The sequence below is a fragment of the Streptomyces sp. NBC_00376 genome (assembly GCF_036077095.1).
GTDB lineage: Bacteria > Actinomycetota > Actinomycetes > Streptomycetales > Streptomycetaceae > Streptomyces.
Genome location: NZ_CP107960.1, coordinates 3,251,018 through 3,270,623 on the forward strand (window position 1 = coordinate 3,251,018; position 19,606 = coordinate 3,270,623).

General features: G+C 70.9%; 19 protein-coding genes. 9 read left to right on the forward strand and 10 right to left on the reverse strand.

The features are described 5' to 3' along the window. Positions 1-10 precede the first annotated feature (10 nt). Complete coding sequence (locus OG842_RS14370; protein ID WP_072483998.1) at positions 11-544, forward strand: alkyl hydroperoxide reductase; 534 nt, start codon at positions 11-13, stop codon at positions 542-544. A gap of 99 nt (positions 545-643) precedes the next feature. Here OG842_RS14370 and OG842_RS14375 read toward each other — a convergent pair whose 3' ends face one another. The 4 genes from OG842_RS14375 to OG842_RS14390 all read right to left on the reverse strand — a co-directional run bounded on the left by OG842_RS14375 (position 644) and on the right by OG842_RS14390 (position 5,830). Continuing rightward, positions 644-2,086 (reverse strand): AI-2E family transporter, encoded by a 1,443-nt coding sequence (locus OG842_RS14375; protein ID WP_328512221.1) that lies wholly within the window; start codon positions 2,084-2,086, stop codon positions 644-646. 142 nt (positions 2,087-2,228) lie between these two features. Continuing rightward, a complete protein-coding gene (locus OG842_RS14380) occupies positions 2,229-2,933 on the reverse strand; it encodes a transglycosylase SLT domain-containing protein (protein WP_266729994.1) in 705 nt (234 codons plus the stop codon). A 390-nt stretch (positions 2,934-3,323) separates the two neighbouring features. After that, positions 3,324-4,646 carry a PhoH family protein gene (locus OG842_RS14385; RefSeq protein ID WP_323185738.1) on the reverse strand — a complete coding sequence of 441 codons (1,323 nt, stop codon included), beginning with the start codon at positions 4,644-4,646 and terminating at the stop codon, positions 3,324-3,326. A 422-nt stretch (positions 4,647-5,068) separates the two neighbouring features. Beyond that, positions 5,069-5,830 (reverse strand): isoprenyl transferase, encoded by a 762-nt coding sequence (locus tag OG842_RS14390; protein ID WP_266729996.1) that lies wholly within the window; start codon positions 5,828-5,830, stop codon positions 5,069-5,071. 204 nt (positions 5,831-6,034) lie between these two features. On the opposite strand from OG842_RS14390, the gene mgrA reads away from it, so the two are divergent. Continuing rightward, the gene (gene mgrA, locus OG842_RS14395) at positions 6,035-7,075 is read left to right on the forward strand and encodes an L-glyceraldehyde 3-phosphate reductase (protein ID WP_266729997.1); all 1,041 of its coding nucleotides are present in this window, start codon (positions 6,035-6,037) and stop codon (positions 7,073-7,075) included. Between the two features lie 212 nt (positions 7,076-7,287). On the opposite strand, the gene OG842_RS14400 is transcribed toward mgrA, so the two are convergent. Then, complete coding sequence (locus OG842_RS14400; RefSeq protein ID WP_266729998.1) at positions 7,288-7,815, reverse strand: hypothetical protein; 528 nt, start codon at positions 7,813-7,815, stop codon at positions 7,288-7,290. 51 nt (positions 7,816-7,866) lie between these two features. Between OG842_RS14400 and OG842_RS14405 the strand changes: the two genes are divergently transcribed. Beyond that, entirely contained in the window at positions 7,867-9,018 is a 1,152-nt protein-coding gene (locus OG842_RS14405; RefSeq protein WP_328512222.1) for a winged helix DNA-binding domain-containing protein, read from the forward strand. 202 nt (positions 9,019-9,220) lie between these two features. Here OG842_RS14405 and OG842_RS14410 read toward each other — a convergent pair whose 3' ends face one another. From OG842_RS14410 to OG842_RS14420, 3 genes are all read right to left on the reverse strand, one after another. Next, positions 9,221-9,679 carry a hypothetical protein gene (locus OG842_RS14410; protein WP_266730000.1) on the reverse strand — a complete coding sequence of 153 codons (459 nt, stop codon included), beginning with the start codon at positions 9,677-9,679 and terminating at the stop codon, positions 9,221-9,223. A 73-nt stretch (positions 9,680-9,752) separates the two neighbouring features. Further along, entirely contained in the window at positions 9,753-10,556 is an 804-nt protein-coding gene (locus tag OG842_RS14415) for a class I SAM-dependent methyltransferase (RefSeq protein WP_328512223.1), read from the reverse strand. Between the two features lie 93 nt (positions 10,557-10,649). Next, entirely contained in the window at positions 10,650-11,456 is an 807-nt protein-coding gene (locus OG842_RS14420; protein ID WP_328512224.1) for a prepilin peptidase, read from the reverse strand. A gap of 96 nt (positions 11,457-11,552) precedes the next feature. Between OG842_RS14420 and OG842_RS14425 the strand changes: the two genes are divergently transcribed. Next, positions 11,553-11,942, forward strand: a complete 390-nt coding sequence (locus OG842_RS14425; RefSeq protein WP_401873231.1) for a DUF192 domain-containing protein — start codon at positions 11,553-11,555, stop codon at positions 11,940-11,942. Between the two features lie 51 nt (positions 11,943-11,993). Here the strand turns inward: OG842_RS14425 and OG842_RS14430 are convergent, their stop codons facing one another. Next, complete coding sequence (locus OG842_RS14430) at positions 11,994-12,578, reverse strand: helix-turn-helix domain-containing protein (protein ID WP_266730004.1); 585 nt, start codon at positions 12,576-12,578, stop codon at positions 11,994-11,996. A 228-nt stretch (positions 12,579-12,806) separates the two neighbouring features. Between OG842_RS14430 and OG842_RS14435 the strand changes: the two genes are divergently transcribed. The 5 genes from OG842_RS14435 to OG842_RS14455 all read left to right on the forward strand — a co-directional run bounded on the left by OG842_RS14435 (position 12,807) and on the right by OG842_RS14455 (position 18,707). Then, complete coding sequence (locus OG842_RS14435) at positions 12,807-13,955, forward strand: Zn-dependent alcohol dehydrogenase (RefSeq protein ID WP_266730005.1); 1,149 nt, start codon at positions 12,807-12,809, stop codon at positions 13,953-13,955. Beyond that, positions 13,952-15,382 (forward strand): APC family permease, encoded by a 1,431-nt coding sequence (locus OG842_RS14440; protein WP_266730006.1) that lies wholly within the window; start codon positions 13,952-13,954, stop codon positions 15,380-15,382. The genes OG842_RS14435 and OG842_RS14440 overlap by 4 nt, the downstream gene beginning before the upstream one ends. 180 nt (positions 15,383-15,562) lie before the next feature. Continuing rightward, positions 15,563-17,593: a hypothetical protein gene (locus OG842_RS14445; RefSeq protein WP_401873235.1), complete on the forward strand. Its 2,031-nt coding sequence runs from the start codon at positions 15,563-15,565 to the stop codon at positions 17,591-17,593. Between the two features lie 59 nt (positions 17,594-17,652). Next, a complete protein-coding gene (locus tag OG842_RS14450; RefSeq protein WP_266730008.1) occupies positions 17,653-18,237 on the forward strand; it encodes a hypothetical protein in 585 nt (194 codons plus the stop codon). Positions 18,238-18,257: 20 nt separating this feature from the next. After that, positions 18,258-18,707: a DUF3592 domain-containing protein gene (locus OG842_RS14455; protein WP_266730009.1), complete on the forward strand. Its 450-nt coding sequence runs from the start codon at positions 18,258-18,260 to the stop codon at positions 18,705-18,707. A gap of 113 nt (positions 18,708-18,820) precedes the next feature. On the opposite strand, the gene OG842_RS14460 is transcribed toward OG842_RS14455, so the two are convergent. Then, positions 18,821-19,564 (reverse strand): Imm52 family immunity protein, encoded by a 744-nt coding sequence (locus OG842_RS14460; protein WP_266730010.1) that lies wholly within the window; start codon positions 19,562-19,564, stop codon positions 18,821-18,823. Positions 19,565-19,606 lie beyond the last annotated feature (42 nt).

The window sequence follows — 19,606 nt, forward strand, 5'->3', positions numbered from 1 at the left end:
TGACAGCGACATGGCACTCGACGAACTGAAGGCCGCCGTTCCGGACTTCGCCAAGGATCTGAAGCTGAACCTCGGCTCGGTCATCGGCAACAGCGAGCTCCCGCAGCAGCAGCTGTGGGGCACCGTCCTCGCCTGCGCGATCGCCTCGCGCTCGCCGAAGGTGCTGCGCGAGCTGGAGCCGGAGGCGAAGGCCAACCTCTCCGCGGAGGCGTACACCGCCGCGAAGTCGGCCGCCGCCATCATGGCGATGAACAACGTCTTCTACCGGACCCGGCACCTGCTGTCGGACCCCGAGTACGGGACGCTCCGTGCGGGTCTGCGGATGAACGTCATCGGCAAGCCCGGCGTGGAGAAGATCGACTTCGAGCTGTGGTCGCTCGCCGTCTCCGCGATCAACGGCTGCGGCCAGTGCCTGGACTCCCACGAGCAGGTGCTGCGCAAGGCCGGCGTGGACCGTGAGACCATTCAGGAAGCCGTCAAGATCGCCTCGGTGATCCAGGCGGTGGGCGTGACCCTCGATGCCGAGGCCGTGCTCGCCGAGTAGGACCAGCAGTACCCCCTGTACGAGAAGGGCCCCGTGGACGACCGACCGTCCCGGGGCCCTTCTCTCTTGTGCTTGTGCGTCCCGCGTCCGCGGCAGGCCCTACTTGCCGGGCCCGTTCTTCGTGCCGCCGCCGTCGCCGTCCTCGTCGTCGGCGTGGCCGGTGCCCTCGGGCCGCGAGCCCGGTGCGGGGGTCGGAGCGACGTCGACCGCGGTCGCCCCGCGCGGGGACGGCGCGTATCTCAGCGCCTGTTCCTGCCCGTACGTCCGCAGATAGCCGACCACCGTGTTGGTGACCGCGACCAGCGGCACCGCGACGACCGCACCGCCGATGCCCGCGATCATGCCGCCCGCGGCGACCGAGAGGACGACGGCGAGCGGATGCACCCGCACCGCGCGCCCCAGGATGAACGGCTGGAGCACATGGCCCTCGATCTGCTGGACGGCGAGCACCACCGCCAGCACCATCAGGGCGGTGAACACGCCCTCGGTGACCAGCGCGACGACCACCGCCAGCGCCCCGGAGACCACCGCACCGACCAGCGGGATGAAGGCGAAGAGGAAGATGAAGACGGCCAGCGGCACCGCCATCGGCACGTCGAGGAAGAAGATCCCGAGCCCGATGAAGATCGCGTCGATCAGCGCCACTATGACGGTGCCCCGCACATAGGAGGTCAGCGTCCGCCAGGCGCGCGGCCCGGCGCCCGCGACCCCCGGCCGGGCCTGGGCCGGCACCAGCTTCAGCACCCAGTGCCAGATGCGCCTTCCGTCGTACAGCAGGAAGAGCGTCGAGAACATCGCCAGCAGTATCCCGGTGAGGACCTCCACCATCACGGTGACGCCCTCCAGTCCCGCGGAGGTGATCTGCTCGGTGTTGGTGCCGATGGTGTCGCTGAGGTTCTTCGCGATGTCGTTGATCTGCTGCTCGGTGACGTGGAAGGGGCTGTCGAGCAGCCAGCGCTTCAACTCGTCGATACCGTCCCGCACCCGGTCGGAGAGGGTGTCGAGGTTGTCCATGACCTGCCAGACCACGAACCAGCCGACCAGGCCCATGACGACGAAGCCCAGGATCGCCGTGACGGCGGTGGCCAGACCGCGCGGCAGCCCGTGGCGGCGCAGCCGGGCGACGGTCGGCTGGAGCATCGCGGTGACGAGCAGTGCGGCGACGAACGCCAGAACCACCAGCTGCACGGCGCTGATGACCTTCATCAGCACCCAGAGGGTGCCCGCCAGGACGAGCAGCCGCCAGCCCGCCTCGGCCGCGACGCGCATCCCCCAGGGGATCGCCGCGACCGGATCGGGCCGGGCGGCGACGGAAGGGGCGTACGAGGGCGGTGGCGGGACGCGGTCGTCCGCGTCCCGTGCCGCTTCGGCCGGAACGTCCGCGGCGGGCACGGCGGAGGCGGTCACGTCCCCGGCGGACCCCGGCAGCTCGGCCCGCCCGGCCCCCTGGCCCACGGCCTCGTCCCGGCGCTGCTCCAGCCGGTCGCCCAGCTCGGTCAGTTCGGCGCCCAGCCGGCCGAGCCAGCCCGGTAGTTTCGACATGATCGTTCCTCTTCCCCCGTTTACTCTCCCCACCGCTCCCCCACTGGACGGTTCGGACCGACCGTACACGCGCGAAGCCCCCCACCGTAGAACGGTGAGGGGCTTCGCACGAGAGGAACGCGAACCTCGGGAGGTTCAGGTCCTAGTACCAGTGGTTGGCCTGCCAGAACGACCAGGCACCACACGGGCTGCCGTAGCGGCTGTCCATGTAGTTGAGGCCCCACTTGATCTGGGTGGCCGGGTTGGTCTGCCAGTCGGCACCGGCGGACGCCATCTTGGAGCCGGGCAGCGCCTGGACGAGGCCGTAGGCACCGGAAGACGGGTTGCTCGCCCGGTAGTTCCAGGTCGACTCGTGGTTCACGATGTTGCTGAAGCACTGGAACTGGTCGCCAGGAACCATCTGACGGGCCATCGCCTGGACCTCGGCGACGGTGTACGAGCTCTGCGTGGCGAAGGCGGAGGCGCTGCGGATCGAGGAGCGGCTGGCGCGCTCGGCGCGGTCCTTCTTCTCCTGGCGCTCCTTCTCCAGCCTGTCCTCGGCCGCCGCCTTCTTCGACTTGGCGTCCTTGGCGGCCTGGATGCGGGCCGCTTCCTCCACGGACTTCTTCGCGGCTGCGTCGGCCGCGGAGGCCTGGGCGTCGGCCTGCTGTGTCAGCGAGGCGGTCTGCACCTGGGCCTGCTGGCCCGCGGGGATGTCTGCGAGCAGCGTGGTGTCGGCTGCGGTCGCCTCGAAGTTGTTGTCGTCGACAGCAGGGGTGCTGCCCGATGCAACGCCTACGACGGCGCCAACGGTGGTCACGGCAGTGGCAGATGCCACGGCGAACCCCCGGACCGAGATCCGGCTCACACGGTGTCCTTCCAGCATCGCCCGCTTAGGTGACCTCGCGGACGCAATCGTGCCCCTGGCGCTGGCCTCCCTACTGCTTGGGTCACGGGAGGCACGGGCCCGGTGGGCGACTCCCCGGAGGAAGCGCCGCGTGGTGCTCGCGGGCGGCATACGGACGGCGTTTGTTGAGTTGTGTAGTGCGTAGCACCTGTGGAGGTGCGGGTGTGCCGTATGCGGGGCCTGACGGAAGCAAGACTCTGCCGGAACGGCGCACCGGGAAGCAATTCTCTGTTGCGTGTGAAAGCTCACACCTCGTTTGGAGCAAGTGATTTTCGGAAATGGTGCCGCAGCACGGTGCCGCCCGGCTAAGCTGCTTCGCCCGCCGGGCGGCACCAACTGTCGCATCCTGTATCAGATCTGGCCTTCCTCCAGCATTTCGGTCACCAGCGCGGCGATCTGCGAGCGCTCGGAGCGGCTGAGGGTGACGTGCGCGAAGAGCGGATGGCCCTTCAGCTTCTCGACCACGGCGACGACTCCGTCGTACCGGCCGACCCTGAGGTTGTCCCGCTGAGCCACGTCATGCGTGAGCACCACCCGGGAATTCGCCCCGATCCGGGACAGCACGGTCAGCAGTACGTTCCGTTCGAGCGACTGCGCCTCGTCGACGATCACGAAGGCGTCGTGGAGCGAACGGCCCCGGATGTGGGTGAGCGGCAGGATCTCCAGCATCCCGCGCCCCAGCACCTCTTCGATGACCTCGCGCCCGGCCACCGCCGAGAGCGTGTCGAAGACGGCCTGCGCCCAGGGGCTCATCTTCTCGGCCTCGGTGCCGGGGAGATAGCCCAGTTCCTGCCCGCCGACCGCGTACAGCGGGCGGAAGACCATCACCTTCTGGTGCTGCCTGCGCTCCAGGACGGCTTCGAGACCGGCGCAGAGCGCCAGCGCCGACTTTCCGGTGCCGGCCCGGCCGCCCAGCGACACGATGCCGACGTCCTGGTCGAGGAGCAGATCGAGGGCGATGCGCTGTTCGGCGCTGCGGCCGTGGATGCCGAAGGCCTCCCGGTCGCCGCGGACCAGGCGCACATTGCCCTCGGCGGTGACCCGGCCGAGCGCCTTGCCGCGCTCGGACTGGAGGACCAGTCCGGTGTGCACGGGAAGTTCGGCGGCCTCGGGGACGTACAGCGTCTCCTCCCCGTAGAGCAGGTCGACCTGCTCGCCGGAGAGCGGGACCTCCGACATGCCGGTCCAGCCGGAGTCGGTGATGGCGAGTTCGGCGCGGTACTCCTCGGCGAGGAGGCCGACCGAGGACGCCTTGATGCGCAGGGGCAGGTCCTTGGAGACGACGGTGACGTCGTACCCCTCGGCCTGGAGGTTGCGCGCGACCGCGAGGATCCGTGAGTCGTTGTCCCCCAACCGGTAGCCGGCTGGCAGTACGCCGGGGTCGGAATGGTTGAGTTCGACGCGCAGCGTCCCGCCCAGATCCCCGAGCGGGATCGGGGCGTCCAGCCGGCCGTAGCGGACCCGGAAGTCGTCCAGCAGGCGCAGGGCCTGCCGGGCGAAGTAGCCGAGTTCCGGATGGTGCCGTTTGGCCTCCAGTTCCGTGACCACGACGATCGGGAGCACCACTTCGTGCTCGTCGAACCGGGCCATGGCGTTGGGATCGGCCAGCAGGACGCTGGTGTCGAGAACGTAGGTGCGCCTGTCGGACATGCGGCGCTTTGTGCTGGTCACCACGGAAGGACGTACCCCCTCGGACGAGGTTGGGGTGCGACGGCGTCGCGGAGCATCCCAATGGGAGAGGACGGACCGGGTTCGGGCCCCGAAGCACGGGCCGGATACCGGCCCTCCGCGTCGGCCGCGTTGGTCGTACGGTCCTTCGTGTGCAAAGGGCCTCCCGGGCGAGCGGACTCCATGCCGCTCACTTGGACACGACGTCCGCCTGGTTTCTGACCGGACGTCGACCTGTCAGGGGTATTCCCTCGAACACGCGAAGCCATGCCGCCCGGGGCAGGCGGGTGAGCTGGGATTTGTGCCCCGGGGCACATGGGTCCGGGCGCACCGCCCGCGCGGCTGCTTCCTCGGACGCCGGACGGGCCGGGAGCGGTCGCCGGGACGGGCCGGGAATGATCGCCGGACCCGTCGGGAGCCTTCGGGAGTCAGCCGCCGAAGCGGCGGCCGCGGGCCGCGTAGTCGCGCAGTGCGCGGAGGAAGTCGACCTTGCGGAAGGCCGGCCAGAAGACCTCGCAGAAGTAGTACTCGGAGTGCGCGGTCTGCCAGAGCATGAAGCCGGACAGCCGCTGCTCGCCGCTGGTGCGGATCACGAGGTCCGGGTCGGGCTGGCCCCGGGTGTAGAGGTGCTCGGAGATCATGTCGGTGGAGACGATCTCCGCCAGGTCCTCGAACGAGGTCCCCTTGGCGGAGTGGTCCAGCAGCAGCGAGCGGACCGCGTCGGCGATCTCCTGGCGTCCGCCGTAGCCGACGGCGACATTGACCAGTATTCCGTCGACGCCGACCGTGGCCTGCTCGGCCTCCTTGAGCACCGTCTGGGTGTGGGCGGGCAGCAGGTCGAGCGTGCCGACGTGGTGGACCCGCCAGCGGCCGTCGGCCGCGAGGTCGCGCACGGTGTTCTCGATGATCCCGAGGAGCGGCTTCAGCTCGGAATCGGGCCGGTCGAAGTTGTCCGTGGAGAGCAGCCAGAGCGTGACGACTTCCACATCCGTCTCGCTGCACCAGCCGAGAAGTTCCTTGATCTTGTCCGCGCCGGCCTGGTGCCCCTGCGCGGCCGTGCCGCCGGACGCCTTCGCCCAGCGCCGGTTGCCGTCGAGGATGACACCGATGTGCTTGGGCACCTGGGTGTGGTCGAGGCGGGCCTCCACCCGGCGCGCGTAGAGCCCGTACACCAGGTCGCGCAAGTTCACTGAGTCCACCTCTCGGTTCCGTGCGGGCCCCGCCCGCCCCCCTCTGCCCGGGGTCCGGGGTCGTCCCCCCTGGGGATCGCCGCACAGGTCCACAGAGTCCGTCGCCCCGCCGTGCCGTAGCAGTCCCCGAAGCCGCCACATTACTGCGCAGGCGGCGTACCGGCCCAACCCGGCCTGTCACAAGTCCGTGATAAGGAGAGAAACGTGACTGATTCTCCTCTCCACTACCAAGCCGCCGGTTCGCGATACGACTCCATGGAGTACCGCCGCACCGGCCGCAGCGGTCTCAAGCTTCCCGCCGTCTCCCTCGGCCTCTGGCACAACTTCGGCGACGACCGCACGCTGGACTCCCAGCGGGCGATCCTGCGCCGCGCCTTCGATCTCGGTGTGACCCACTTCGACCTGGCCAACAACTACGGACCGCCGCCCGGCTCCGCCGAGCTCAACTTCGGCAAGCTGTTCCAGCAGGACTTCGCCCCGTACCGGGACGAGCTGATCATCTCCACCAAGGCCGGTTACGAGATGCACCCCGGCCCCTACGGCGAATGGGGTTCCCGCAAGTACCTGCTGTCGTCGCTCGACGCCTCGCTGAAGCGGATGGGGCTGGATTACGTCGACATCTTCTACTCCCACCGCTTCGACCCGGAGACCCCGCTGGAGGAGACGATGGGGGCCCTGGCCTCCGCCGTCCAGCAGGGCAAGGCGCTGTACGTGGGGGTGTCCTCGTACAACGCGGAGCAGACCGCCGAGGCCGCCGGGCTGCTCAAGGAGATGGGTGTACCGGCGCTGATCCACCAGCCGTCCTACTCGATGATCAACCGCTGGATCGAGGACGACGACCTGCTCGACACCCTGGAGACGGCCGGCATGGGCTGCATCTCCTTCGTGCCGCTCGCGCAGGGTCTGCTCACCGGGAAGTACCTGGCGGGCATCCCGGCGGGCTCCCGTGCCACCCAGGGCAAGTCCCTGGATCCCGGTCTGCTCTCGGACGAGGTGGTGCGTCGGCTGAACGGGTTGAACGACATCGCCCGGCGTCGCGGTCAGTCGCTCGCCCAGCTGGCGCTGTGCTGGGTGCTGCGCGACAGCCGGATGACGTCCGCGCTGATCGGCGCGTCGAGCGTGAAGCAGCTGGAGGAGAACGTCGCGGCGCTCGCCGGACAGCCGCTGACCGACGAGGAGTTGAAGGAGATCGACGCCTTCGCCGTGGACACCGAGGGCACCAACATCTGGGCCGGACGGGGCTGACGAGGCTCACGGGGCGGGCGGTACCGCGGGGCGGTACGAGCCCGGCGCCTCGGCCCGACAAAAAACGGGCCGGTCCGTGGGGGGGGGATACGGACCGGCCCGAGGGGGGGTTTCCACCATAACCCTTCGTAAGTGATGGTGGGCGCCACGCCACTCCACAATCACTCTCCGGATTCACCGGACTCCGTTGCGCGCATCACCGGGTTGACGTCTCAGTGCCCGCCGACCGGCTTCACACAGCCGGTTCCTTCGAGGTATCTGCCGTGCGCCTCGGCCGTGACCAGGCCGTTGACCATGCCGTCCAGCGCGCCCTCGACGCAGATGGTGCCGAGGTCGAGCAGGAAGGTGGTGCGGTGCGGGCCGAAGGTGCCGGTGGTGATGGCTCCGGAGCTGTAGCCCAGACCGGTGAGGGCCGCCCTGATCCGGGGCTCGGTGGTCCTGCGGCCCTCCGCGATCCCGGCCAGGCCGGCCTTGACCTTCTCCACCTCGGCATCGCCCCGGGTCCGGTCGGCCGGGGACAGCTCGGCGGTGGACTGGAAGGCGTGGTTCTCCCGGTATTTCGAGGCGTCGCTGCCGTCGACGGGATCGTCGCTGCCGTCGAGCGGGGCCGCGCGGGGTGGGGTCCCCTCGGCCGCCGCCCCGGACCCGGCCCGCTCGGTGCCGCAGCCGGCGAGGGCGGGGAGCATGGCGAGCGCCGCCGCTGCGGCGAGTATCCGGGCCGTACGTCTCGCAGAGGTCATGGGCCGAGTATGGGACAGGACCTGACCTGATGGGCCGATAGCTTCACCGTCATGACGAGCCGAACCGCAAACGTGACCTGGACCGCCGCGAATGCCCGCCGGATGGCACGCCAGGGGCTCGCGTCCCCCGGCCGCCTCGCCCCCGCCGAAGTGGTCGCCACGCTGCCGGCCGCGCATGCCCAGGTGCTCTCGGCCGCCGAGCTCTCCGTCGGGATGCGGACCACGGACGTGACCCGTACCGATGTGCGCGCCGCGCTGTGGAAGGACCGCACGCTGGTCAAGACGTTCGGGCCGCGGGGCACCGTCCATCTGCTGCCGATGACCGAACTCTCCATGTGGACAGGTGCGTTGTCCGCGCTGCCGACCGGGCGCAATCCCTTCGCCAAGGATGCCCGGATGACCCCGGAGCAGGTCGGGACGGTGCTCGCCGCGATCGAGGACGCGCTGACCGGGGCCGAGCTGACCGTCGACGAGCTGTCCGACGCGGTGGTGGAGCGGGCCGGGGCGTGGGCGGGGGATCCCGTGATGCCCGCGTTCCAGGGCATGTGGCCGCGCTGGCGGCAGGTGATGCATCTGGCGGGCCACCGCGGGGTGCTGTGCTTCGCGCCGGATCGCGGCCGCAAGGTCACCTACACCCGCCCCGGCGTCGTACCGCTCGACGGGCCCGGGGCGCTCGCCGGTCTCGTACGCCGCTATCTGCACGCGTACGGGCCCGCGACGCCCGCGCACTTCGCGAAGTGGCTCTCGGCGCCTTCCGGTTGGGCCGGGGAGCTGTTCGCGGGAACGGCCGCGCGCGGGGAGATCGAGCAGGTGACGTACGAGGGCGGCCCGGCCTGGGTGGTGGCGGGTGACACCGACTTCTCGGCGGAGCCGGTCCGCGGGGTGCGGCTGCTCCCCTACTTCGACGGCTTCCTCATCGCGTCCCAGCCGCGCGAGCAGCTCTTCCCGGGCGCGGCGTACACGCGTGCGCTGGCGGGCGGCCAGGCGGGGAACTTCCCGGTGCTGCTGGTCGACGGCACGGCCGCCGGGGTGTGGCACCAGCGGCGTTCGGGCCGCCGGATCGCGGTGACCGTGGAACCGCTGGCACCCCTGACGGCCGGGCAGCTGCGGGAGCTGGAGGCGGAGGTGGCGCGGTTGGGGGCGGTGCTGGAGGGGCACGCGGAGCTGACGGTGGGCAAGGTGACGGTGGGGGCGCACGCGTAGGGCGGGCGCGCGGGGGACGCTCAGGGGCGGCGGGGGTGGATGCGTAGGCGGGCGCGCGGGGGACGCTCAGGGTGCGGCGGGAGCGCACGCGTAGGGCGGGTGCACGGGGATGCTCAGGGGCGGCGGGGGCGCAACGCGTACGGCGGATGCGGGGGGCTCAGGCGGCGGCAGGGGCAGACCGTACGGCGGATGCGGGGCGTGCTCAGGTGGCGGCCGGTGCGCCCCGGTGGCCCCGGGTGAAGCGGATCGCCACGGTGTCGCCGCCGATGACCACGAAGCTGCCGCCCTCGCAGCGGATGACGACCTCGCGCACCTGCCCGTTCTCGTCCCCGCGTTCCTCGGTGCGGGTGACCGTCCAGCCGCCGTCGGGCGGCTCCGGCAGGTTCGACACGGTGGCGAACTCCCACTGCCCCGACGGTACGCACCAGTCGGGCAGCCGCGGCCAGGCACCAGGACCGACGCGCAGCGTCCAGTCGGACGCACAGGTCAGGAGCACCGACTGGCCGTCGGCCAGCAGGAATTCGACGGCCTCCGGCTCCCCCAGCCGTCCTTCCGGCCGGTAGAACACCCCGACCACCGCGATGATCCGCTCGCCCCTGAGCCAGTCGGCCCGCCCCTGCCGCGGGACCCGCGGCGCTTCTCCTTCGTTCCCCACCCTCATGTGCCAGATCCTTCCCCGGGAGTTCACCGCCCAGGGTCGCATCATCCGGCCGTGCGTGGCGGGTACTGCCCGGTCAGGGCCGGTCCGGTTTGCGGGCCTCGATCAGGAATCGGGTGGTGTGGGCGACGAACGGCCCCTCTTTCTCGATCAGTCGGTGCAGTTCGGCCAGGCGCGGCCGGTACTCCTCGACGGTGAAGCCCGGCACCATCCAGATCACCTTGCGCAGGAAGTAGACGACGGCGCCGATGTCGAGGAATTCGGTACGCAGTCGTTCCGCCCGCAGATCGACGACCTCCAGCCCGGCCGCCTCTGCGGCCGCGCGCGCCTGCTCGGGGTCGCGGGCGCCGCGCACCTCGGGCGGCTGCGGGCCGAGGAAGTACTCGACGAGCTCGAAGACGCTGGCCGGGCCGACCTGTTGGGAGAAGTACGTGCCGCCGGGGACGAGCACCCGCGCGATCTCCGCCCACCAGGTGGTGACCGGGTGCCGGCTGACCACCAGGTCGAAGGCGTTGTCGCCGAACGGCAGCGGCGGCTCGTCCGCGTCGGCGACCACGGCCGCGCCGAGCGGGTGCAGGAGCGCGGTGGCGCGGGCGATGTTCGGCGGCCAGGACTCGGTGGCGACGGTGAGCGGCGGCAGCTTCGGTACGGAGGCGAGGACCTCGCCGCCGCCGGTCTGGATGTCGAGCGCGGCTGTGGCCCGCCCCATCCGGTCCGCCATGGCACGGGCGTAGCCCCAGGAGGGGCGCTCTTCGGTGGCCCGGCCGTCGAGCCAGGAGAAGTCCCAGCCGTCCACGGAGACGGTGGCCGCCTCCGCGACGAGGGCTTCGAATCGTGCGCGCTCTGCTTCGGACGGCGTCTCTTCGGGTGCTCCGGACATACGGGAATGGTGTCAGCCGGGTGCCGGGCGGCGCGACCGGATTGCGGCGGGGCCGGACGACGGGGCAGGGGGCGGTGGGGCCAGACTGCCAGGTCAGGCGGCCAGGGCGCCGAGCAGTATGCCCAGCAGCGCGCCCGTGATCATGAAGGGGCCGAACGGGATGCCGGTCTTGCGCCCGGCCTTCTTCATGACCATCAGCCCGAACCCGTACACCGCTCCGAGCAGGAACCCGGCGAAGCCTCCGGCGAACACCACGGCCCAGCCGTACCAGCCGAGGGCCATGCCCAGCGAGAGGGCGAGCTTGACGTCCCCGAAGCCCATTCCGTTCGGGTTGATGAGGAAGAGCAGGAAGTAGAAGCCGCCGAGCGCGGCGCCGCCGAGCAGGGCGGACAGCCAGGATCCGGCGTGCTCGGGGAGAAGGGCGGCGGCGCCGAGGAGTACGGCGACGGCCCCGGCGGCGGGCAGCGTCAGCCGGTCGGGCAGCCGGTGGACGCGGCGGTCGATGGTCGCCAGGAGTACGGCGACGGGTGCCATCAGCAGCCAGACGGCCAGTTCGGGGCGGAGCCCGGTGGCCGCCGCGAGGACGGCGCAGGACAGCGCGGTGACGACGGGGACGAGGACGCCGGGGGCGTAACGCGTGGCGGGCGGCGTGCGGTCCGGCCCACCGTCCGGCTCTCCCCGCTCGGCGCCCGCGGCGGCGGGTACCGGCACGGCCGCGCACCGGGCGCACCGGGTGGAGCCGAGCCAGCCGCGGGCGGCCCCGGTCAGGGCGTGGCCCTCGGGGCAGGCGTCGCGCCAGGGGTCCTCCGGTTCGACGGAGAACCGGTAGGCGGCGCGCGGGACCAGCAGTCCGGCCGCTGCGCCCCAGAATGCGGCGAGCACTGTCAGCATGGCGTCCACGGAGCGACCCTAAGCGGGCGCCGGGCACCGGTCATGGGTCCTGGGGCCCACTGCGTACCGTTCCGGACCCAGCGGCGGTCACCTGGCGCTACCTTCATGGCCATGGCTCAATGGCGCAATGGCAACGGCACGTTGACGGTCACCGACGCACAGGGTGGACAGGGCGAGGAGATCCCGCTGCGGATCGCGGCCTCGTACCGGGCCCGGAGCCGCGGACTGCTCGGGCAGGACGGGATCGACGGCGCTCTCCTGATCACCCCGTGCGGGAGTGTGCACAGCTTCCGGATGCGGTTCACCATCGATGTGGCTTACCTGGACCGGAAGTTCAAGGTCGTGGCGGTCCACACGATGAAGCCCGGCCGGCTGGGCCTGCCCCGGCTGCGGGCCCGGCATGTGGTCGAGGCGGAGGCGGGGGCGATGGAGAAGTGGGGGATCCGGCCGGGGGTCCGGGTGACGATCGTGCAGAGCGGGACCGACCGGAAGTGAACTGCGGCCGGAAGCAGGAAGCAGGAAGCAGGAAGTAGGCGGCCGGGCGCGCTACGGCCGGAGCTTCGTGCGGGACAGCGGCAGGGCCGGGGCGATCGACCAGAGGACCTCGGCCTCCTCCTCGCCGGGGTTGTCCCAGGCGTGCGCGGCCCGCGCCGAGAACGTCGTCGAGTCACCGGCCTCCAGGAGCCTGGGCTCACCGTCCACGCTCAGCCGCAGCGTGCCGCGGACCATGTACGCGAAGACCGTCTCGGCCTCCAGGCTGTACGCACCGCCGGAGCCGCCGCCGGGCCGCAGGATCGTCCGCATGACCTGGACGTGCCGTTCCTCGGCGGGCGTCAGGAGGAACTCCTCGATGCCGTGGCCGCCCATCTCCAGCTTGGCGCCCACGCCGCCCTTGACGACGTCCTGGTCCGGATAGTCGAAGAGCGTGGCGATGCCGGTGCCCAGGGCCTCGCAGATACGGATCAGGGTCGGGACGGAGACCGAGGTCTTGCCGCGCTCGGCAAGGCTCACGAAGCCCTTGGTCACGCCGGCCGCTTCCGCTACCTGGGCGAGTGTCAGGCCCTGCGCCAGGCGGAGCTCACGCAGCCTCGGGCCGATCGTGGACATGTGACTGTCAGGGGCTTCGGACATGGCGGACACGCTACCTGTCGGGGACGTCACGTTCGGTGGCCGGGGGAACGCGCAGGTCACAAGGGTTGCCGGAAGGGTCTTTACCCATCGAGTTTAGTGCTGTAAAACTTGACGAAAGTTTAATGGCGCTAAACAAGGCGTCCTGGCGGGCCGCTGTGCCGTCCGCCTCCGAGCGCCGGCCGTGCCGCGCTCCCCCCGCCCCTTCCGCACCACCCGAGGAGTAAGCCGATGAGCTCCCCGTCCTTCCAAGAGAGCACCGCGCGCACCGTGCGCGGCGTCGTCCTGCGCTCCCCGGGCCAGCAGGTGGCCGTCGCCGACATCACCCTGGACCCGCCCGGCCCGGGTGAGGTCGAGGTCGCCGTGACCGCGGCCGGCGTCTGCCACTCCGACCTCCATGTCCTGCGCGGCGAGTGGGACCACCCCACCCCGGTCGTGATGGGGCACGAGGGCTCCGGCGTGGTCACCGCGCTCGGCGCGGGCGTCACCGGGCTGGAGGTCGGCGACCACGTCGTGCTCTCCTGGGTCCCCTCCTGCGGCACCTGCCGCTTCTGCCTCGCCGGACGGCCCGCCGCGTGCAGCCTGGTCGCCGAGGTCGTGGCGCCCGGCGGGGTGCTGTACGACGGCACCAGCCGGCTCTCGGTCGACGGCGAGCCGGCCCACCACTACCTGGGTGTCTCCTCGTTCGCCGAGCGCGTCGTGGTGCCCGCCTCCGGCGCGATCAAGGTGCGCGAGGACGCGCCCCTCGACGTCATCGCCCTGGTCGGCTGCGCCATCGCCACCGGTGTCGGCGCGGTCCGCAACACGGCGGGCGTCGAGGCCGGCGCCACCGTCGCCGTCATCGGCTGCGGCGGCGTGGGCCTGTCCTGCGTACAGGGCGCCAGGCTGGCGAAGGCCGGCCGCATCGTCGCCGTCGACGTCGTCCCGGAGAAGCTGGAGCTGGCCCGCAGGCTCGGCGCCACGGACACGGTCGACGCCCGCCAGGGCGACGTCGTCGAGGCACTGCGCGCCCTGGTCCCGGAGGGCCTGGACTACGTGTTCGACGCCATCGGCAAGATCGAGACCACCGAGCAGTCCATCGCGGCGCTCGGCCAGGGCGGCGCCGCCGTCATCGTCGGCCTCCCGCCGACCGGCCGCACCGCACGCTTCGACCCGCTTGCGCTCGCCGAGGCCGACCAGCGCATCCTCGGCTCCAACTACGGCTCCGTCGACGCCGCCCGGGACATCCCGGCACTGGTGGACCTCGTGGTGTCGGGCGAGCTCGACGTGGAATCGATGATCTCGGCACGGCGTCCGCTGGACGAGGCGGGCGACGCGCTGGCCGACCTCGCCGCCGGCCACGCCCTGCGCCAGCTGCTGATGATGGAGGACCGGACATGAGCACCGCCGGAAAGCAGTCCACCGCCGCGAAGCCGGCCGACGGCCTGGCCCACCGCTCCGTCTCCACCTTCGAGGTCGGCGCGCAGAGCGTCGCCAACGTCGCGCCCAGCGCCGTCATCGCCTTCGCCCCCGCCAGCATGGCGGCGTCCGCGGGCAACGGCGCCTGGTTCTCCTTCTTCCTGGCCATGGCGGCCGTGCTCGCCATCGCGTACTGCATCTGCGTCTTCGCCCGCAGGCGCGCCGGGGTCGGTTCGCTTTACGCCTTCTCCCGGCTCTCGCTCGGGGCGCCCGGCTCCTTCGTGACCGGGTGGGCGCTGCTCATCGGGGCGGTGTGCATCGGCTCGGGTTCGCTGGCCGGGGCCGGTTACTACACGGCGCGCGCCCTCGACCAGATCGGGATCGGGCTCTTCACCGGGATCACCGGTCAGATCCTGCTGGACGTGCTGCTGGCCGCCGTGGCGATGCGGCTGACGATCGCCAGTGTGCGGACGGCCGCCCGGGTCGCCTCGGTGCTGGAGGTCGTGTCGATCGTCCTGATCGTGGTCGTCCTGCTCCCCGCCTTCTTCAAGAGCGGGAACATCATCGACACCGAGCAGCTGAGCCTCAGCGGCTCCACCCTCGACGGCATCGTCTTCGCCGTGGTGCTGGGCGTGCTCGGCTTCGTCGGCTTCGAGGGCGCCGCTTCGCTGGGCGCCGAGGCCACCGACCCGTACAAGGCGATCCCCCGCTCGGTGATGGGCAGTGCGGTGCTGGCCGGTGTGCTGTACATGTTCGCCACGTACGCGCAGGTCGCCGGGTTCGGCGGGGCGGACGCGCTGGGCAAGAGCTCCGACCCGATGGACGAGCTGGCGGAGATGTCCGGTCTCGGCTTCCTGAAGTTCTTCCTGCACGCGGGCTTCGCGGCGTCGTTCGTGGCCGTGGTGATGGCCTGCATCACCGTCGCCGCCCGGCTGCTCTTCGGCATGGCGAAGGAGGGTGTGATGCCGGCCCGGCTCGGCGTCGCCCACCCTCGCCACCGCACCCCGTCCGCCGCGATCTGGACCATCACCCCGTTCGTCGTCGTCCCCGCGGTGCTCGTGGTCGGCGCCGGTACCGCGCCGCTGAACGCGACGTCGTACATCGACACCATCGGCGTCTTCGGCTACATGCTCAGCTACACCCTGGTGTGTCTGGCCGCTCCGCTGTTCGTGCGCCGGATCGGGGCCCGCGGCCTGATCGTCACCTGGGGCCTGGGGCTGATCGGTGCCGCCGCGATGATCTACGTCTTCTACCGCAACCTGTGGCCGGTTCCGGCCTGGCCGCTGAACGTACTGCCGTACGTGTTCGTCGGCGCGCTGGTCGTGGGCATCGTCGGCTTCGCCGTACTGCGGGTCCGCAGACCGGAGGTCGCCGAGCGCGCGGGAACGTTCGCGGACGACCTGGACTGACCCGCCCGCAGCTCTCCCCTCTCGCCCCCTCCACCTCTCCCTCGATGCCCCGTCCCTCCGCTCCTCGCGGCGGGGCGGGGCATCGGCCGTTGGGCCCGACTTTGGGGCCAAGGGCCCAGGTCACCCGGCTCGTACACCCGTACGCTCACGTCGACCCGAATGTGAACTGCGGGCACAGGCATGGCAAGTGGGCGTCGGAGAGGAAGAACCGTGACTGGTGGCGGGGGCTGGGGAAGCGGAGGCGCGGGCCACATACCGCCGGGGAGCGGGGGTGGCGGATCCGGTGCGAGCGGGGGCGTGTTCTTCGCGCTGACCCGTAGCTGGGCCGCCGGCGCGCTGGTCTACATCGCCGCCGGGTATCTGGTCTCGCGCGGACTCGTCGAGCTGCTGGCCAGCGACGAGCGGTTGGCCGGATTCGGCTGGCGCCTGGCCCTGATCCACGTACCCGCCGTCATCACGACCGTCCTCACGGTCCTGGCCTCCGCGCGCGTCCTGCCCGACGAGTACCGCGAGTCCCGCCTGCTGACGTTCCTCGCCTCGCTCACCGTCCCGCTGGCCGCGCTCGTCTACGGGCTGGCCGTGTCCTGGCATCTCGTGGACGTCGAGGGCACGTTGATGCCGCTCGTCTCGCTGGCGACCGGCGCGGCGGCGGGGCTGGCCGTAGACCGGCTCCTGGACGACCGCGCGGACCGGCCGGAGCCCGCCCCGTACCAGCCGTACTCCTGGCGGGACGGCGGTGCCACCGCCATGGAGTACCTCGGGGTGGTCGTCCTCGTCGTGACGCTGATCGGCGCGATGGCCATGGCCGGCGTCGGCGGGCAGATCGGTGAGCGCATCCGCTGCGCGATCAGCTCCATGGGCGGCGGCGGTGGCGGCTGTTCCACCGGCGGCGGGGACACCACCGCCAAGCCGAAGACGGACGCCGACTACGAGCCCAAGATGTGCCAGGTCTCCAGCATCTCCGACACCGTCGGCGACAAGGTCAAGATCGGCTGGTTCGAGTGGGGCAACGAGTACGGCTTCCAGCAGAAGGTCAGCCAGGCCAAGACCGATGTGAACGAGGACGGCAAGGTCGACGAGAACGACAAACTGGTCTACATGACGTTCACGGACGCCGCCTCGGCCGGAGCCACCGCCAGCACCCCCGGCGTCAAGCTCGGCAAGCTCGGCAAGGCCGATGTGGACGTCGGCGGCGGCATCAAGATCACCAACGGTGACACCTGGGTCTTCAAGAGCGAGGAGGAGGCCCAGAAGATGAGGGACGACATCGAAGAGATGAAGATGTGGGAGACCTCGACCAAGTACAGCGGCGGCTACGGCGGCGGCTGGTACTCCGGAATGAAGTGGGCCGACAAGAAGAAGGATGTCGAGAGCAAGATCGGCGACAAGAAGATCTCGTACTCGACCATCGGCCTCAACGCGTACGCGGACGGCGGCCTCTCCATCAGCGCGGGCGACGAGTCCAAGCTCGGCGCGAAGCTCGGCGGCAAGGCGAAGTTCTCCCCCGAGGTGACCATCACCAAGGACGACGTCAACGGCAACGAGTCGTACACGTACACCGCCAAGCTCGAACTGGAGGGCAAGGTCAGCGGTTCGGCCGGCCCGCTGGGCGGCGCGGCCTCCGCGAAGGACAACCGGACCGGGGCGGTCACCGTCACCCGCGACCAGAAGACCGGCAAGATCGTCCGGATCGACATGACCCAGACCATCGAGAACGGCTCGACCTCCAACAAGGGCGACATCAGCGGCGACAACGGCGAGAAGGGCAAGGACAAGCGCGGCGGCAAGGTCAGCGGCTCGGACTCCTCCGGCGAAACGGGCATCGAGGTCCAGACGAACTCGATCGTCTTCGGCAAGGACACCGACAAGGCCACCGAGGACAAGCGCGCCATCGCCGAGCAGTGGCTGGACGGCTCCGGCAACAACACCGCCCCGTTCGAGTACATGTTCGGCGATCATTCGCTGGAGCAGAAGCCCACCGGAACCGACCCCTTCGACCAGCTGATGTACGAGGACGGCCTGTCCAGCAAGATGAAGTACAACGGCCAGACGGACGCCCAGGAGTTCGGCTTCGAGGTCTCGCTCGGCATGAGTCTGGGATTCTCCATCTCCGACGAGCACAAGAAGGAGACACTGACGGACGCGGAGTTCCTCGGCGCTCCGCAGGGCGACAAGCGCTCGTACCTTCCGTACAGCTACTGCGCGAAGTAGCGGTACGGGAAGCACCGGTACGGCGAGCACCAACCGGCACGACGAAGAGGCGATAGGCGATGACGACGACCAAGAAGACGTACCGGACCATCGGCGCGACCGCGGCCGCCGCCATCGGCCTCGCCCTGCTCACCGGCTGCGGCGGGGAGAGCGCCGCGCTCCCGCAGGGCTGGGACAAGCTCGACACCAAGAGCCTCTCCGTCGGCTACCCCGGGGACAAGGGCTACAAGGAGCAGCCCGCGGCCGACCGGGCGAAGACCAACGCGGCCGTCGCGCTCAAGGAGGAGGGCGGGCTGCGCACCGGCATGGTCTCGGTCCAGCTCGACTTCGCCACGGGCGTGGACAGCGCCGCCGAGGCGGCGTCCGCGGCGGGCGCCGGCATCGGTCTCGGGGCGACCCGCAAGGGGACCGAGGAGGTGCGGCTCGCGGGTGCGGAGAGCGCCCGTGAGGCGCGCCGGATCGACTACGAGTTCACGTCGAGCGGCGAGGACCGGACGCCGGCGCAGGGCACCCGGATGACGGGGGTCGTGGTGGCGGGCGTCGATTCGAAGGACGTGCCGTTCGCGGTCCGGATCAACGCGGTGAAGGGTTCGCTGAGCTCGAAGGAACTCGACGCGTTCGTCGACTCGATCACGGTCAAGTAGCGGACCGGGAGCGCTCGTTCATGCAGATCCTGCCCGGTGGCACGGCCACGTTCCTGCTGCTGTTCGGCCTGCTCCTGGGCGCGTTCGCACTCCGTTCCGCGCTGAGGCTGAACCGGGTGCTGCGGCTGGTGCGGCACGGCGAACGCGCCGAGGGCCGGTGCTCGGACCGCCGGACGGTCGACCGGGGGCCGGGCTCGGAGCGTGGTTACGCCACCGAGTACGTCTTCGCGTTCCGCACCCGCGAAGGCCGCGACATCGAGTTCACCGACCATGCCCCGGGCCCGTTCGGCTTCGAGGTCGGGGCGCCGGTCCGGGTCAGTTACGACCCGGCCGACCCGGCGGGGAGCGCCACGGTGGCCGGGCCGGGGGCCTGGGGTCCGGTGCTGATGCCCGCGGCGTTCACGCTCGTGCCCGGGGCGTTCGCGGTGGGGCTGCTGCTGGGGTTCGCGGCGATGCGGGGATGGCTCTGAGGGCTGCCGGCCCGGCGGGTGCCGCCGGGGCGTTGGGGCCGGGGCCCGTCCGCGCCGGGGCGTTGGGGCCGGGGCGGTGGGGCCGGGGCCCGTCCGCGCCGGGGCGGCAGCCGTCAGAACTTGTCGCGGTCGATCGGCACCGGGAGCGGGGTCAGCGACCCGGCCGCCCGCAGTTCCCTGTTGGCCTCGATGATCGTCTCGTTGTCCGGCACGGTCGCACCGCCCCGGGTGAGATCGATGACCAGGCCGCCTGCCGCGGTACGGGTGTACGCGCCGTCGAGGCCCTCGGGCGCCGGTGCCGCCCGCCCGGCGGAGAGATAGACCGCCCGGCCACACCGGGGATGGGAATTCTTCAACTCGAACTGCGCTGCCACCGCGTCGTACTGGGAATCGTTGTACACCTCACCGGTGTCGATGTCCCAGGCCTCCGCGATGATGCGCAGAATTTCGGGCGCCCGCCGGATCACCTCGGTCGATTCGTCCAGCTCGCGCGAGCGGAAACCGAGCGAGATCGAATTCGTGACGTACGGCGACGACCCGCCCGCGTGAATTGCCGTGGTGACACGTACTTTCCCGGGATTGTGCGCCCAGAGGGAAGTCGTGTAGCCGACCACATCGAGATCGGGCCCTGTGTTCTTGCGCTCGATGTAGTCGACCAGCACCTTTTCCGACACCGGGTCCCCCGACGGCAGCACCACGGGATCGGACGCGTCGCCGCGCCCGGCGTCGTGCCAGTCGCCGAATGTGGCGCCGTCCACTGCCTTGAGCGCGGCGAGGGTCTGGGCCCATCGTCTGCCGATGTCCTGGACGCTCTCTTGCCGGACACCCCAAGAACCGCTGACAACGACATCAAGCACGGAACTCTCCCTCAGCCTTCGGAATTGCGCCCGGCGCCCTCG